At 33.4% G+C, this 14,939-nt stretch carries 15 protein-coding genes; 4 read left to right on the top strand and 11 right to left on the bottom strand.

Going from position 1 to position 14,939, the window contains the following annotated elements; all coding sequences use genetic code 11:
• Positions 1 to 4: 4 nt before the first annotated feature.
• Positions 5 to 232: a hypothetical protein gene (locus ACSVH9_RS07485; protein WP_438063171.1), complete on the top strand. Its 228-nt coding sequence runs from the start codon at positions 5 to 7 to the stop codon at positions 230 to 232.
• A 39-nt stretch (positions 233 to 271) separates the two neighbouring features.
• On the opposite strand, the gene ACSVH9_RS07480 is transcribed toward ACSVH9_RS07485, so the two are convergent.
• The 8 genes from ACSVH9_RS07480 to holA all read right to left on the bottom strand — a co-directional run bounded on the left by ACSVH9_RS07480 (position 272) and on the right by holA (position 8,365).
• Positions 272 to 934, bottom strand: a complete 663-nt coding sequence (locus tag ACSVH9_RS07480; RefSeq protein WP_438063170.1) for a hypothetical protein — start codon at positions 932 to 934, stop codon at positions 272 to 274.
• Positions 931 to 1,764, bottom strand: coding sequence for an ABC transporter permease (locus tag ACSVH9_RS07475; RefSeq protein WP_438063169.1), 834 nt, complete (start codon positions 1,762 to 1,764; stop codon positions 931 to 933). Before ACSVH9_RS07475 ends, ACSVH9_RS07480 begins: the two co-directional genes overlap by 4 nt.
• 2 nt (positions 1,765 to 1,766) lie before the next feature.
• Positions 1,767 to 2,609, bottom strand: coding sequence for an ABC transporter ATP-binding protein (locus ACSVH9_RS07470; protein ID WP_438063168.1), 843 nt, complete (start codon positions 2,607 to 2,609; stop codon positions 1,767 to 1,769).
• Positions 2,609 to 3,151, bottom strand: a complete 543-nt coding sequence (locus ACSVH9_RS07465) for a hypothetical protein (protein ID WP_438063167.1) — start codon at positions 3,149 to 3,151, stop codon at positions 2,609 to 2,611. The genes ACSVH9_RS07470 and ACSVH9_RS07465 overlap by 1 nt, the downstream gene beginning before the upstream one ends.
• A 213-nt stretch (positions 3,152 to 3,364) precedes the next feature.
• Positions 3,365 to 5,059, bottom strand: coding sequence for an energy-dependent translational throttle protein EttA (gene ettA, locus ACSVH9_RS07460; RefSeq protein WP_315146633.1), 1,695 nt, complete (start codon positions 5,057 to 5,059; stop codon positions 3,365 to 3,367).
• A gap of 25 nt (positions 5,060 to 5,084) precedes the next feature.
• Positions 5,085 to 5,267: a CAL67264 family membrane protein gene (locus tag ACSVH9_RS07455; protein WP_159685243.1), complete on the bottom strand. Its 183-nt coding sequence runs from the start codon at positions 5,265 to 5,267 to the stop codon at positions 5,085 to 5,087.
• A gap of 68 nt (positions 5,268 to 5,335) precedes the next feature.
• A complete protein-coding gene (pulA, locus tag ACSVH9_RS07450) occupies positions 5,336 to 7,354 on the bottom strand; it encodes a type I pullulanase (RefSeq protein WP_438063166.1) in 2,019 nt (672 codons plus the stop codon).
• Positions 7,355 to 7,360: 6 nt separating this feature from the next.
• Positions 7,361 to 8,365, bottom strand: coding sequence for a DNA polymerase III subunit delta (holA, locus tag ACSVH9_RS07445; protein WP_438063165.1), 1,005 nt, complete (start codon positions 8,363 to 8,365; stop codon positions 7,361 to 7,363).
• Between the two features lie 92 nt (positions 8,366 to 8,457).
• Here holA and ACSVH9_RS07440 point away from each other — a divergent pair, with 92 nt between their 5' ends.
• From ACSVH9_RS07440 to ACSVH9_RS07430, 3 genes are all read left to right on the top strand, one after another.
• On the top strand, positions 8,458 to 8,922 hold the full coding sequence (locus tag ACSVH9_RS07440; protein WP_159685233.1) for a type I restriction enzyme HsdR N-terminal domain-containing protein: 465 nt from the start codon (positions 8,458 to 8,460) through the stop codon (positions 8,920 to 8,922).
• A gap of 8 nt (positions 8,923 to 8,930) precedes the next feature.
• Entirely contained in the window at positions 8,931 to 9,923 is a 993-nt protein-coding gene (locus ACSVH9_RS07435) for a glycosyltransferase family 2 protein (RefSeq protein WP_438063164.1), read from the top strand.
• Positions 9,924 to 9,989: 66 nt separating this feature from the next.
• Positions 9,990 to 10,820 (top strand): OmpA/MotB family protein, encoded by an 831-nt coding sequence (locus ACSVH9_RS07430; protein ID WP_438063163.1) that lies wholly within the window; start codon positions 9,990 to 9,992, stop codon positions 10,818 to 10,820.
• A 253-nt stretch (positions 10,821 to 11,073) separates the two neighbouring features.
• Here the strand turns inward: ACSVH9_RS07430 and ACSVH9_RS07425 are convergent, their stop codons facing one another.
• From ACSVH9_RS07425 to ACSVH9_RS07415, 3 genes are all read right to left on the bottom strand, one after another.
• Positions 11,074 to 11,694, bottom strand: a complete 621-nt coding sequence (locus ACSVH9_RS07425; protein ID WP_438063162.1) for an L-threonylcarbamoyladenylate synthase — start codon at positions 11,692 to 11,694, stop codon at positions 11,074 to 11,076.
• Between the two features lie 108 nt (positions 11,695 to 11,802).
• A complete protein-coding gene (locus ACSVH9_RS07420; protein ID WP_438063161.1) occupies positions 11,803 to 12,429 on the bottom strand; it encodes a hypothetical protein in 627 nt (208 codons plus the stop codon).
• The gene (locus ACSVH9_RS07415) at positions 12,422 to 14,755 is read right to left on the bottom strand and encodes an ATP-dependent helicase (protein WP_438063160.1); all 2,334 of its coding nucleotides are present in this window, start codon (positions 14,753 to 14,755) and stop codon (positions 12,422 to 12,424) included. The genes ACSVH9_RS07420 and ACSVH9_RS07415 overlap by 8 nt, the downstream gene beginning before the upstream one ends.
• Positions 14,756 to 14,939 lie beyond the last annotated feature (184 nt).

The raw sequence follows: 14,939 nt of genomic DNA, 5'->3' as shown, positions 1-14,939 counted from the left end.
CAAAATGAAAAATATAGCCTTTGTAACTGGAGTAATAACTGTTTCTTTTTTGATTTTCACCATTGCCTTTTGTCAATTTGAAACTTCCTTTAAGATTATGAATATCTTATTCATAATTGGCAATTTTTTGATTGTACTAATGGTGTATCGAGTGCTAAAAAGTATGACTAGTACTTCGAAAACCTTTGCTGATTGGTATGAAGATCAACCTAAAATTAGTGAGAAAAACTAAAATATTTCATTATCAAAATCAAAGGAATATTCCAAAGATTTAAGTAGTCCTTTTTATGGAAGCATAACTCAACAACAGGTAAATTTTGCCTTTTTTAACAGCTGTCGCTTTCATCTTTTTACGGTCAATGGAAGAACCTTTTCCAAGGAAATTTACTGGAATTTTTAATTTTTCAATTTCAAAACTCACTTCAACTTTTTGAGGTAAAACGTCTTTTGATTTTTGATATTCCAACGCCATTTGATACGCCCCATCTTTTTTGGTATTGATTTCAGTGGTATGCAAACGTTTCGCTTTTTGGTCCAACCATACAGTAGCTATCGAAAAATCGGCTTTAGGATCTGTGGGAATAATGTTAAGGACTTTACAGAGTCTGCCGTTTTTTACTTCTTTTCCCCTATCAACAGTGATATAAGGATATTCCGTTAAACTGTTAAGTGAAAAATCCAATCCTCTTTTGGGCAAAAGCACAAAATCTTTTGCATCAATTTTCATTCTCTTACCACGATTATAGTTTAATGTGGCTTGCTTTGTTGGCATATTAATAAAAGAAATATCAACGTCCAAAACTAATTTCGCAGTGAAAGAAGATACAGAATCCATTCGTTGCTTTAATAACAAAAAATCTTTGTCGATTTGTTGTGAAAAACAAGTAAAGCTAGTAATGATAAAAAGGGCAATGAAAAAATACTTCTGCATCATTCTAGGTCTTTTTTAATGAATAAATAACTACCAAAAAGTGCTGTTGCTACTGTATAAATGATCAATAAAACAGTATTAAAACTTACTTGCTCCCATTCCACTTCAGGATAAAAAAAGTATTGCCAACTGTCAATTAGTTTTACATAAGCCCACTGGTTTAAGAAAGTAGAATTTAAATCTATTTTTAGCAATAAATTAGTAAAAACCAGAAAAAAAGTAGCCGCAATCCAAGTGGCTGTGGCTTCTTTTATAATGATTGCTAATGTCATACTCACCACTGTATAAAACAACATTGAAAAACCTCCAGAAATAAAGGCAAAAAGAATACGCTCCTTCGCTTCTTCATTAGTGAAAAAATTAAGTGATTCTAAATACACAATCAAATCACCTTGTCCAAAAAGCATATTAGACAGCAAAACAGAAGTTAAAGCAAGAAAAGCCAAAACAAGAATCGTTAGTTGCAATGCAACCAAATATTTAGACAGGATAAAACTCCCTTTTTTCACAGGTTGCAAAAAGGTTGCTTGAAGCGTTTTGTCTTTGTATTCTGTGGTCATCATTCCTGATACCAAAATCATCAAAATCAAAGGCAAATGAAACCAAAGTGTATTCAATAACAGATAAATCATTAGATTACCATTCAACAGTTTTCCTTTAAAATAAAAGGATTTCCGAAGATTTTCTAGTAACAATTCGATGATTTCTGTTCCTTGAAAATAAGCTCCCACCAAAACCAATCCTTCTATGATTAAAATGGCGGCTAATGCCCAATAGGTTCGTTGCTGTTTGAAAAGTTTAAACCATTCAATTCTCATTAATTGCCACATCATACCTATATTTCAAAAAGTTCTTTCATACTGTAATCAGGAATACAAGATTCTATATCAATACCTTCAAGGAGTAAATCGTGCAGTAGTTTACTTATTTCATTGGAGTTAATAGCTACCCACACCATTTGTCCTCGTATTTTAAATGGATACTTTTTTAGTGCTAGTGCTGTACTTAGTCTTTTGCCATAAAGAGCATATCCAACAGTATGAGTAGACAGAATTTCTTGGGTGGGTCCACTGTGAATCATTTCACCTCCCTTTAGCACATACAAACGGTGACAACATTTAGCCAATTCTTCTGTGATATGAGAGGATAAAATAATGGCTAGTTTTTTTTCTTCACAGAGCTCCAATATCAAATCACGTAAAGCAGCTACACCTACTGGGTCTAATCCATTAAAAGGTTCATCTAAAACCAGAACCGCTGGCTGATTTAACAATGCTATTGCAATGGCTAATCTTTGTTTCATTCCCATTGAAAAACGACTTACCGGATCGTTGCGTTTGAGATCTAAACCAACTTGTGAAAGGCATTCGTTAGTAAAAGCTTTTGTGGGATTTATCCCTTGCAAACCAGCAAACAACTTGATATTTTCTGCCGCTGAAAGATATTCATAAAGACCTGGCTTTTCGATAATTCCACCCAATGGTTTTGCGTGATGTTCAGGCAAGCTAACCGTTCCACTATCCGGTTGAATCAGTCCAAAAATAATTTTGAATAAAGTTGTCTTTCCTGCACCGTTGGCCCCCAACAAACCAACCATTTCTCCTGGTGCACAATGCATAGAAACCCCTCGAAGTACTTCTAAATCACCATACGATTTGTAAATATTTTGTACTTCCATTATTGCGAAATGTTCATTTGGATTGCGTTGAAATTAAACTTAGAGCGATAACTAGGTTCTAAAAAGGTACGATTCCAAAACTTTTTCTTAAATAGAAACAATGGATCATTCACCATAAAATAAGGGATAAAATGATACCATTTTACACCTTTTTGCTTATAATATTCCGTTACTTGTTTTTCCAATCCTAATTCCTCGGCAGCTACAATTGCAGCCATCCGTTGGCATTTTGAAATAATGTAGGTATCACAAATACGTCTGTTAAAACCGTGGATAAAAAACTGATCTTTAGCCCTTTTGTAGTTTTGAAAACGGGACCAACCATCGGCCAAGACCAAAAAAATATGGACGAATGAAAACAAAAAACATCCTATCCATAAAATAATTAAAAGTACGCCTTGATGTAACAACGCATAGCGCAATTGCATACCATAAAACCAAGCTTCAAGTACAAAAAGAATCAAAGAATAATACAACAATTTACCCACCTTCAAATAGGAAATAAATAGTGGCGGTTGTTTGGGTAAATTTGTTACAATCATAAATTAAATAAGGTTTCATTTCCATTCAAGACTTTGGTATCAATCACCAAAAAAAGCAGTTATCGAACTCAAAATAAATACTTTACCAAAATAAGAAAAAACTATTAATTAGAAACAAAATATTTTTTACAATAGAAAATAAAATAATAGCATAAAAAAATCCACTACCTACTTTAAAAGTAAATAGTGGATTGAAAAAATTGTTGATTAGTTTTATCCTCTAATCAATTTTCTGTATTTCAAACGTTTTGGAGTCAAATCGCCACCTAAACGTTTCTTTTTGTTTTCTTCATAATCAGAGAAACTACCTTCGAAGAAATACACTTCTGAATCGCCTTCGAAAGCTAAAATGTGTGTACAAATTCTATCCAAAAACCATCTATCGTGTGAGATAACTACGGCGCAACCTGCAAAATTCTCTAAACCTTCTTCGAGTGCACGTAATGTATTTACATCCAAATCATTTGTAGGCTCATCTAAAAGCAATACGTTACCTTCTTCTTTCAAAGTCATCGCTAAGTGTAAGCGGTTGCGTTCTCCACCAGAAAGCATTGATACTTTCTTGTTTTGCTCACCTCCTCCAAAGTTGAAACGTGACAAATAAGCTCTAGAATTCACTTGCTTACCTCCCATCATAATCAATTCTTGCCCATCGGCAAAGTTTTCCCAAATCGATTTATTTGGATCTATATTTGAGTGTGATTGATCAACGTAAGCGATTTTTACAGTTTCTCCTACTGTAAACTCACCACTATCGGTTTGTTGTTCGCCCATAATCATTTTGAAAATAGTCGATTTACCAGCTCCATTCGGACCGATAATTCCAACAATTCCTGCTTGGGGCAAAGTAAAGTTCAAGTTATCATATAAAAGCTTTTCTCCAAAGGCTTTGGCAACATTTTTAGCTTCGATTACATTGGTTCCCAAACGCGGACCATTAGGAATATAGATTTCTAATTTTTCGTCTAATTGCTTTTGGTCTTCATTCAAAAGTTTGTCGTAGTTCTGTAAACGGGCTTTTTGCTTGGTTTGACGACCTTTGGCACCTTGACGTACCCAGTCCAACTCACGCTCTAAAGTTTTTCTACGTTTAGAAGCCACTTTTTCTTCTTGAGCCATACGATTCGATTTTTGATCCAACCAAGAAGAATAGTTACCTTTCCAAGGAATACCTTCTCCTCTATCTAATTCCAAAATCCAACCTGCAACATTATCCAAGAAATAGCGGTCGTGCGTTACGGCAATTACAGTTCCAGAATACTGTGCTAAATGTTGCTCTAACCACAATACAGATTCAGCGTCTAAGTGGTTGGTAGGCTCATCTAAAAGCAATACATCTGGTTGCTGCAATAACAAACGACATAAAGCTACACGACGACGCTCTCCACCTGAAAGATTTTTGATTGGTGTATCACCTTCAGGAGTACGTAAAGCATCCATTGCAATCTCAAGTTTGGTGTCGATTTCCCAAGCTCCAAGTGCATCAATTTTGTCTTGTAAAGCAGCTTGACGATCCATCAATTTATCCATTTTGTCTGGATCAGAATAGTTTTCTTCAAGACCAAACAAGTCATTGATTTGATTGTATTCTTCAAGAACTGCCATAGTTTCGGCAACTCCTTCACGAACAATTTCGATTACTGTTTTAGAATCATCTAAAATTGGTTCTTGTTCTAAATAACCAACCGTATATCCGGGTTGAAAAACGACATCACCTTGATAATTTTTATCAACTCCAGCAATAATTTTTAAAAGAGAAGATTTACCAGAGCCATTAAGACCCAAAATACCAATTTTGGCTCCATAAAAGAAACTCAAATAGATGTTTTTTAATACCGGTTTATCTGCACCTTGATAGGTTTTGCTCAATTTCTGCATCGAGAAAATGACCTTCTTATCGTCTGACATATTTTTAGTTTATTTATTTACTGTTTTATACACGTCCTTTCAAAGAGCTAAAAACCCAAGCATTGGCTAAAAATCCAATTCCAACCGCTGCAAATCCCCATCCAGATACGTCTCTGTAGCGAAAAGCTCCCAATGCTATAAGTAATAATCCCATTAAAATCATTATAAATGTAGCCCATCCTAGGATGGTATTTTTATTCATTCCCATAATCGTGGTATTTATTTTTTTCGGAACTGCAAATATCGTTATTTTTTATAGATTTTGGAACAAAATTCTTATTCTTGATATAAAATCATTGCGCTATGAGCAGGTATGGTGACGGTTTGATTTTGAGTCTTCTCACCTGAATTGAGAGAAATCACTTCACCATTAGAAGCAATGGTCCAAGTTCCATCTAATGCAATTGTTTTTGCAACAGTATCGCCATTATAGTATACTCTTATATTTTTCCAAGTATCACCATTGGCATAATTTTTTAAAGTATAGCCCACTAAAAGCGGATCATTTGTACTTAAAAAATCCAAATGCTGTTGTATCATTTTTTCAGTTGTCATTTTAAAAGCAGGATGTGCTTTTCGCAGAGCAATTAAGCTTTTGTAATACTGATACAATGCTTTGTTTTCATTTTTCCAATTCCAATCAATTTTATTGATACTATCTGGGGCGTTAAAGGAATTCTCAACTCCTTTTTTAGTACGTTTCATTTCACCCCCCATATGCAAAAAAGGAATACTTTGAGAAGTCAAAACAATGGTATTCGCCAATTTATCCATTGCAACCAATTCCTTTTCCGAAGCAGTAGGATTGGCAATTTTTAGCTTATCATACAAAGTATTATTATCGTGACAAGAAACATAACCAATAACTTTAGTTGGACTGTCAGCATAAGGAAACTGTGCATAACTTCTGTTCTTATCGTATTTTATCTGTGGATGATTGGTGGAAGCTACCACACCAAACGCCACTATTTCTTTGAGGTTTTTATTACCACTTACAAATCCTTTATCTTCAACATTAGACCAATGCCCTTTTACTCCATCACGGATATCATCAGAAAAAACGGCAATATCATTCAACTGCTTCACATGGTTTTTCAAAGCTCTTTTTTCCAAAGGAAGTGGAGAGTCCCCAGCCGTCCAACCTTCACCATATAAGAAAATGGTGGGGTCAATTTTTTTGAGTTCTTTTGAAATCAGATTCATAGTTTCGATGTCATGAATAGCCATCAAATCAAAGCGAAAACCATCAACGTGATATTCCTTAACCCAATATTTGAGCGATGAAAGCATGAATTGACGCGCCATAATTCTATCAGAAGCAAATTCATTACCACAAGCTGAAGCATCGGAACGTCTACCATCAGTCCAATTTCTGTAATAATAACCTGGAACCAATTGGTCAAAAATATCTGTGGAGCTAGTGTGATTATATACTACATCCATCACCAATCGAATATTGGCTTGATGTAAGGCAAGCACCATTTCTTTATATTCTTTCATCCTCACCAACCCATCAAAAGGATCGGTTGCATAAGAACCTTCTAAAGCATTATAATTTTGTGGATCATAGCCCCAATTGTATTGTGGTTTATCTAAATTAGCTTCATCAATAGATTTATAATCAAAAACTGGAAGCAAATGAAGATGGGTAATTCCCAATTCTTTCAGATGATCTAATCCAGTACTTTCGCCATAACTATTTTTAGTGTTGGTTTCTGTTAAACCAAGAAATTTACCTTTGTTTTTAATACCTGATGAAGCATCTATAGAAAAATCACGAACATGCGTTTCATATAAAATAATATCCGCTACAGATTTCAGTTCGGGTTGTTTGTCCTTTTTCCAAGCAGTTGGATTAATACTATTGAGGTTAAAAATTAGCCCACGGTTACCGTTCACACCAACTCCTTTGGCATAAGGATCGGGCATTTCTTTAGACCATTTACCTTCATTTTTTGCTTGTAAAGTGTAATAGGTATTATGGAAATCTCCTTTTAACTCGATTGCCCAAACACCTGTCTTGGTTTCGTAAGTTAAATTTTTTGTAGCAATAGCATTGCCTCCATTCCCTTTTGCATAAAGATGTAACTGAACTTCTTCAGCATTAGGACTCCAAAGCTTTAAAATCGTCTTTTGAGGAGAATAAGTAACCCCTAAATCCTCTTTTAAATACACTGGATAAGTATCAAATGAGGTGTATTTTATGGTATTCGTTTTTGAATTTTGAGCTTTGGCCCACGGCATCATTAAAAGTAATCCAATACTCAAAATGATATTTTTAAATAAAGTAGTCATATGTACTTAATTGAAAATTTTATACAACATCTCTTTAAGCAGGTCACCATTCGAAAGCGCGTTGGCTCCTACTCCTTTGCTTTTTACATCGATATCTCGTAAAGAGCCAACAATTTGGCTAACTTTTCTCATCGGATAATTTTTAATAGCTACATCATAATCTTTTAAGAAATATGGATTAACACCTAAAACAGCAGCTACATTTTTAGGATTCTTATCTTTCAATCCATGATATTTGAGCAGTTGCACAAAAAAACTAAAAACCAATCCTGTTGTCATTACCAAGGGATTGTCTTTGGGGTTTTGTGCAAAATTCTCGGCAATGGTATACGCTTTTAGTTGATTGCGTTCACCAATCGCTTTTCGCAATTCAAAAACATTAAAATCTTTACTAAAACCGATATTCTCCTCAATATGATGCGCTGTAATGGTACTTCCAGCAGGTAATATGATTTTTAGTTTTTCAAGCTCATTGTTGATTCTGCTCAAATCGGTACCTAAAAATTCGACCAACATCGCTGAAGCTTTGGGTTCAATAGCGTATTTTTTTCCTGCTAATACTCTTTTAATCCAATCTCCAACTTGGTTTTCATACAATTTCTTGCTTTCGTACACCAAACCATTTTTAGCCAAAACTTTGGTGACTTTTTTTCGTTTATCTAGTGTTTTATACTTGTAACAAAACACCAAAACGGTTGTAGGCATTGGATTTTCGGCATAGCTTTCTAACTTATCAATGGTTCTCGAAAGTTCTTGAGCTTCTTTTACAATCACCACTTGACGTTCAGCCATCATTGGATAACGCTTGGCGGTACTTACAATATCTTCTACAGAAACATCACGACCATACAAAACCGTTTGATTAAATCCTTTTTCCTCTTCGGTTAAAACTGTTTCCTCAATATAATCAGATAGTTTATCAATATAATAAGGTTCTTCACCCATTAAAAAATAAATAGGTTTAATATTTCCAGCTTTTATATCGTTAACAATCTTTATTACTTCGTCCATTCTATTTTTATTCGAGTTTCTAATTTCAGGCCTTGTTTCAACAACGTGAAACTTTAAACTCAAAACCTAAAACAATTTTATATTTTTGCAGTATGCAAGAACTTAATTTTCCTTCTTACTCTTTCCGATTCAAAAATAGCGAAAATAAAGTGTCTATTTTTGATGAAATACGTAAAAAGTTTATCATTCTTACTCCTGAAGAATGGGTACGTCAGCATGTAGTTCAATTTTTGATGCAAGAAAAAAAATACCCAAAATCCTTAATAAATGTTGAAAAAGTGTTACACGTTAATGGTTTGCGAAAGCGCTATGATATTGTAATTTTTAATCCTAATGGCGCTATTCACGCATTAATAGAATGTAAAGCTCCACATATCACTATAAGTCAAGCTACTTTTGATCAAATTGCACAATACAACATGACATTACAATCCCAATTTTTGATGGTAACCAATGGTTTGAATCATTATTATTGTACAATGGATTTCGAAAATGAAAAATACGAATTCCTAAGATCAATCCCAGAATATGGTCCTATATCTCAACAAACTTCTTAAATTCACCCATGAAATTAGCCGTAGTTATACTTAATTGGAATGGACAATCTCTTTTAGAACAATTTCTTCCAACGATTATTCAATATTCACCAGAAGCCACCATTTATGTGGCTGATAATGCATCTACAGATAATTCTGTGGCTTACGTGAAAGCTAATTTTCCCTCAGTCAAAATCATTATCAATAAAGCCAATTATGGATTTGCTGGAGGCTACAACAAAGCTTTACAGAATGTAGACGCCGATCTGTATGCTTTGGTAAATTCAGATATTGAAGTTACTGCCAATTGGTTACAACCAATTATCGAAACATTTAAAAACGAGCCCAAAACAGCTATCATCCAACCCAAAATATTAGACTTTAAAAACAAAGAATACTTTGAGTATGCTGGTGCTGCAGGTGGTTTCATTGACAAATATGGTTTTCCGTTTTGCAGAGGACGTATCTTTGATACGCTTGAAAAAGATAACGGACAATACGATAATAGTATCGAAATTTTTTGGGCATCTGGAGCTTGTTTCTTTATTCGCTCAGAGATTTATCACGAATTAAACGGATTTGATTCCGATTTTTTTGCGCATCAAGAAGAAATCGATTTGTGTTGGAGAGCTATAAATTTAGGTCACATTATAAAGTATGTACCAAACTCCGTTGTTTACCATATAGGAGGAGCAACATTACAGCAAGGTAATCCCAAAAAAACAGAATTGAATTTTAGAAATTCATTGTACATGTTGACCAAGAATTTACCAAAAGCTAGTTTATACCCAACCCTTTTTCTTAGAATGGTATTGGATGGTATTGCAGGGCTACAATTTTTAGCAAAAGGTAAGCCTAAACATTTTTTGGCAATTTTGAAAGCACATTTCGCTTTTTATCAGTATTTTAGTAAGCACTTTAAAAAGAGAGGAGCTTATCAAAAGAAGTCATATTACAAGGTAAATAGTATCGTCTATACTTATTTTATTAAGAATGGCACTGTTTTTGAAATGCTAGTTTAACAATATTTTATACCTAGGTATTCATATTAAGATTTAACTTTGTAAAACATCATTAAAATAAAAATTATGAGAAAAATAGTAATTGCTTTGTCGGTTTTAACTTTGTTAACCTCTTGCGTGTCCAAGAAAAAGTACACAGATTTGGAAGCTAAAAACAAAGAAACTCAAGATTTATTAAATACTGCTACAGTTAAATTGAACTCTTGCTTAGAAGAGAAAGCAGGTTTAGCAGCTACTGTTGAAGGATTGAAAGAAAAAAATCAATTATTGATCAATACTTCAAAAGATATGACAGTTCTTACTACAAAAGGAGCTGAAAACATTGAAAAGGCCTTAGAAACAATCAAAGAAAAAGATTTAAAGATTAGCAGAATGCAAGACGCATTAACTAAAAAAGATAGTGTAACACTTGCTTTAGTGACTAGTCTAAAAAGTTCTGTAGGTATTTCTGATCCAGATATTGAAATTAATGTAGAAAAAGGAGTAGTTTTTATTTCTATTGCTGATAAATTATTATTCAAAAGTGGTAGCTATGAAGTAACTGATAAAGCTAAAGCTGTTTTAGCTAAAGTTGCTAAAGTAGTTAATGACAAACCTGATTTTGAATGTATGGTTGAAGGTCACACTGATAATGTTCCTTACAGAAGTAACGGAGTTTTATTAGACAACTGGGATTTAAGTGTAAAACGTTCTACTTCAATTATCCGTGTATTAACAAATGATTTAGGTGTAAAACCTGCTCAATTGATAGCAGCTGGTAGAAGTTCGTATATTCCTTTAGTAGAAAATGATACTCCGGAGAATCGTTCTAAAAATAGAAGAACAAGAATTGTGGTTTTACCAAAAATTGATCAATTCTATGATATGATTGAAAAAGAAATGAAGAAACAACAATAAGTTTCTTAGAATATTCTTTAAGAGCGTCTTCAAAAGACGCTTTTTTTATGCAAAAAAGGCAGGTCTTTCGACCTGCCATCATGTACCCTCAATATTGTTTTAATAACCAATTAAATATATCAAGAATAACATTTTATCGTATATTTTAACTCACTTCAATAGAATTATATTAGTAAATATATGAAATATTACAAAAAAAATAAAGATTTCATATAACTTTTTTAAAAAAAACTCAACAATAAAACCATTTTTTTTATAAAAAATCCAAACTTCCTTTCCCTTCCCTTACAACAACTGGTTCATAATCAGACAAATCAATAATTGTTGAACCTATATTATCTCCATATCCTCCATCAATCACAACATCTACTAAGTTTTGCCACTTTTCAAAAATCAACTCAGGATCTGTTGTGTACTCAATAACATCGTCATCATCACGAATGGAAGTAGAAACAATTGGGTTTCCTAATTGTCTAACCATCTCTAAAATAATATTGTTATCCGGAACCCTTATTCCAACAGTTGTTTTTTTCTTAAATTCTTTAGGCAAATTATTATTTCCTGGTAAGATAAAAGTATAGGGACCTGGCAAAGCTCTTTTTAAAATCTTAAAAGTTGCTGTATCTATTTGACGAACATAATCAGACAAATTACTTAAATCATGACAAATAAAAGACCAATTGGCTTTCTCCAATTTAATTCCCTTAATTTTTGCAATTTTTTCTAATGCCCGAGAATTAGTTATATCGCAACCCAAACCATATACTGTGTCTGTAGGATAAATGACTAATCCACCATCACGAAGTACTTTAACGACTTTCGCAATTTCCTTTTCATTTGGATTCTCAGGATAAATTTTAAGGAATTGTGCCATATATTTTTTGTTTAAAGTGCTATCTAGGTTTTAATTTTGGCTGCCAATGTAAACCAATGATACTAATTGAGTAAAGTTACTTAATTTTCTTCCTCAAAAAAATTTAAATCATTGATAGGCAAAAGCTATTACTATCATCATAACAGCAATGGATAGATTCAATTTTTCTTCTTTATAAAGAACTGTACTGTACTTAACTACTATTTGATAGCCAATCCACCAAAAAGGCAAATTAGTAAAACTTGACCAATGCCATAAATCAGGAACAAAATAATAGAAAAAATACTCTTTAAATAGCCCAAATGCTAAGAAATTAAAAAGCAATTCTAATACTAAAAGAAAAAGAGATTCTTTTACAAAAGAAATAATGAAGTTTGGGTTTTCTTTTTTGTTTAAAGAATAATTTTTGTGAAAACAAATATACACTGCAGCATTTCCCCACATTATCGGCCCATAAGAAGAAGTAATTCCTTGATGAATTGGTAATGTCCTATATTCCCAAATTGGTGAATGAAAAAGCCATTCTATTATTTTAAACAAAAACAATTCTCCAAACATACCAAACCAAGAACCAAAAAGAAAATAACTAGCAATTAATCGCCAATCAACTATAATCTTTTTACGTAAAGCAATCTTATACCAAATATATAATGGAATACATTGTAAAACAGTAAATAAAGTAACTTTAAAAACAAACAAAAAATCCATACCAATCAATAATTGTGATTTATCCAATCACTTCTAATTTTGCGAAACGCAACAATAATTTCTTAATTCCACCAACTTCAAACTTAATTTCAGCTTTTTTATCAGCTCCAGCCCCTTCTAAGTTAAGAATCTGTCCTTTACCAAAGCGTTCATGCATCACAACATTTCCAACCACTAATTGATTGTCAAACAAATTGGTACTGCCTGAGGAACTAGTAGTTCCCATTGGCTTTAATTTACGAATAACAGCTTCTGGTTTGGGTTCATTATTAGTAGTATACTTTGGTGGAGTCCCAGCAACTGGTTTGGCTAATCTTAGTTTTGATTTATCAACATCACCAAAAATATCACTATCGATTTGTGGTTTATAGCGGTAATTACTTTCAGCTGGTGTCAAATATTCTAAATATTGACCATCGATTTCTTCAATAAATCTAGAAGGTTCGCTATCAGTCAGTTTTCCCCAACGATAACGAGATTGCGCGTAAGTCAAATAGGCTTGATGCTCTGCACGTGTTAAAGCTACATAAAACAATCTTCGTTCTTCTTCTAATTCACTTCGAGTACTCATACTCATTGCAGATGGGAATAAATCTTCTTCCATTCCTACTACAAAGACATGAGGAAACTCCAATCCTTTTGCTAAGTGAATCGTCATTAAAGCCACTCGATCTTCATCGCTGGTATCTTTATCTAAATCGGTGGCTAAGGCTACATCTTCCATAAATTCAGACAATGCACCACGAGCTCCATCAATTTCTTTTTGTCCTTCGGTAAAATCTTTAATACCGTTTAAGAGCTCTTCAATATTCTGAATTTTAGCCATTCCTTCTGGAGTAGCATCTTTTTTTAATTCTTGAACCAAGCCTGTTTTTTTAGCGACATGATCGGTAATATAGAAAGCATCTTGATTCTCATTAATGACTTGAAAACTCTGAATCATTGTCACAAAATCGGCTAATTTTTGTTTGGTTCCCGAATTCAATTTCAAATCAATTTTATCTACATTTTGCATTACTTCCCATATCGAGCGCTTGTAATGATTGGCTGCAATAGTCAACTTTTCGATAGTAGTATCCCCTATTCCTCTCGCAGGATAATTAATCACACGAATCAAAGCTTCTTCATCTTTTGGATTAATTACTAAGCGTAAATAACACAAAACATCTTTGATTTCTTTCCTTTGATAAAAAGACAATCCGCCGTAAATACGATACGGAATATCTCTTTTTCTCAAAGCATCTTCCATAGCTCTAGATTGCGCATTTGTTCTATACAAAATGGCAAAAGCACCGTTATGCAACTGATTTTGCATTTTTTGCTCAAAAATAGTACTTGCTACAAAACGGCCTTCTTCTGCGTCGGTTAAACTGCGGTTTACTTTTATTTTGGGGCCAAAGTCATTGGCAGTCCAAACTACTTTATCTAACTTGGTTTTATTTTTATCAATGATGGTGTTGGCAGCCTCCACAATATTTCGGGTAGAACGATAATTTTGCTCTAAACGAAAGGTTTTTACCCCTTCATAATCTTTTTGAAAATTCAAAATATTATTGATATTCGCTCCACGGAAAGCATAAATACTTTGCGCATCATCTCCAACCACACATATATTTTGGAATTTATCCGATAAAGCTCGAACAATTAAATACTGTGAATGATTTGTATCTTGGTACTCATCAACTAAAATATATCGAAATCTGTTTTGGTATTTAGCCAAAACCTCTGGAAATCGAGTTAACAACTCATTGGTTTTCAACAACAAATCATCAAAATCCATTGCGCCAGCTTTAAAACAGCGTTCAACGTATTGTTGATAAATTTCTCCCAAGCGTGGTTTTTTCGACATGGCATCGGCTTCCATCAGCTCAGGATTATTAAAATAGGCTTTAACCGTAACCAAACTATTCTTATAACTAGAAATTCGACCCAACACTTGTTTTGGTTTATAAATATCACGATCTAATTGCATTTCTTTTATAATTGAAGAAATCAATCGAGCAGAATCTTGAGAGTCATAAATCGTGAAATTTGAAGGATAACCCAAATGATCCGATTCTGAACGTAATATTCTTGCGAAAACTGAGTGAAAGGTTCCCATCCACAAATTCTTGGCTTCAGAAGATCCAACAATCTGCGAAATTCTATTTTTCATCTCTCGAGCCGCTTTATTGGTAAACGTCAACGATAGAATATTAAAAGCGTCAATTCCTTGATGCATTAAATAGGCAATACGAATGGTAAGAACCCTTGTTTTTCCAGAGCCAGCACCAGCAATAATAATCATTGGTCCATCTTTTTGAAGTACTGGTTCACGTTGGGCTTCGTTAAGCTGATCGATATATTCGCGCATGAATGATTTTTATTAAAGATAGGCAAAAATAAGGATTTAAGTAGGAATTCCGAATCGCTTCAAACAATTAACTAAATTAAAAAGTAATGGTTTTAATTACAAAAAAAAATGCCGTGAGCAAAATACTGGAAATCCAATACAGTAGATTTGATATCCTGCAGTAGTTGATAAATCGGTTTAGGAT

It is taken from the genome of Flavobacterium sp. RSSB_23, assembly GCF_051547145.1.
Lineage (GTDB): Bacteria > Bacteroidota > Bacteroidia > Flavobacteriales > Flavobacteriaceae > Flavobacterium.
This window is presented reverse-complemented; position numbering and strand designations above follow the sequence as displayed.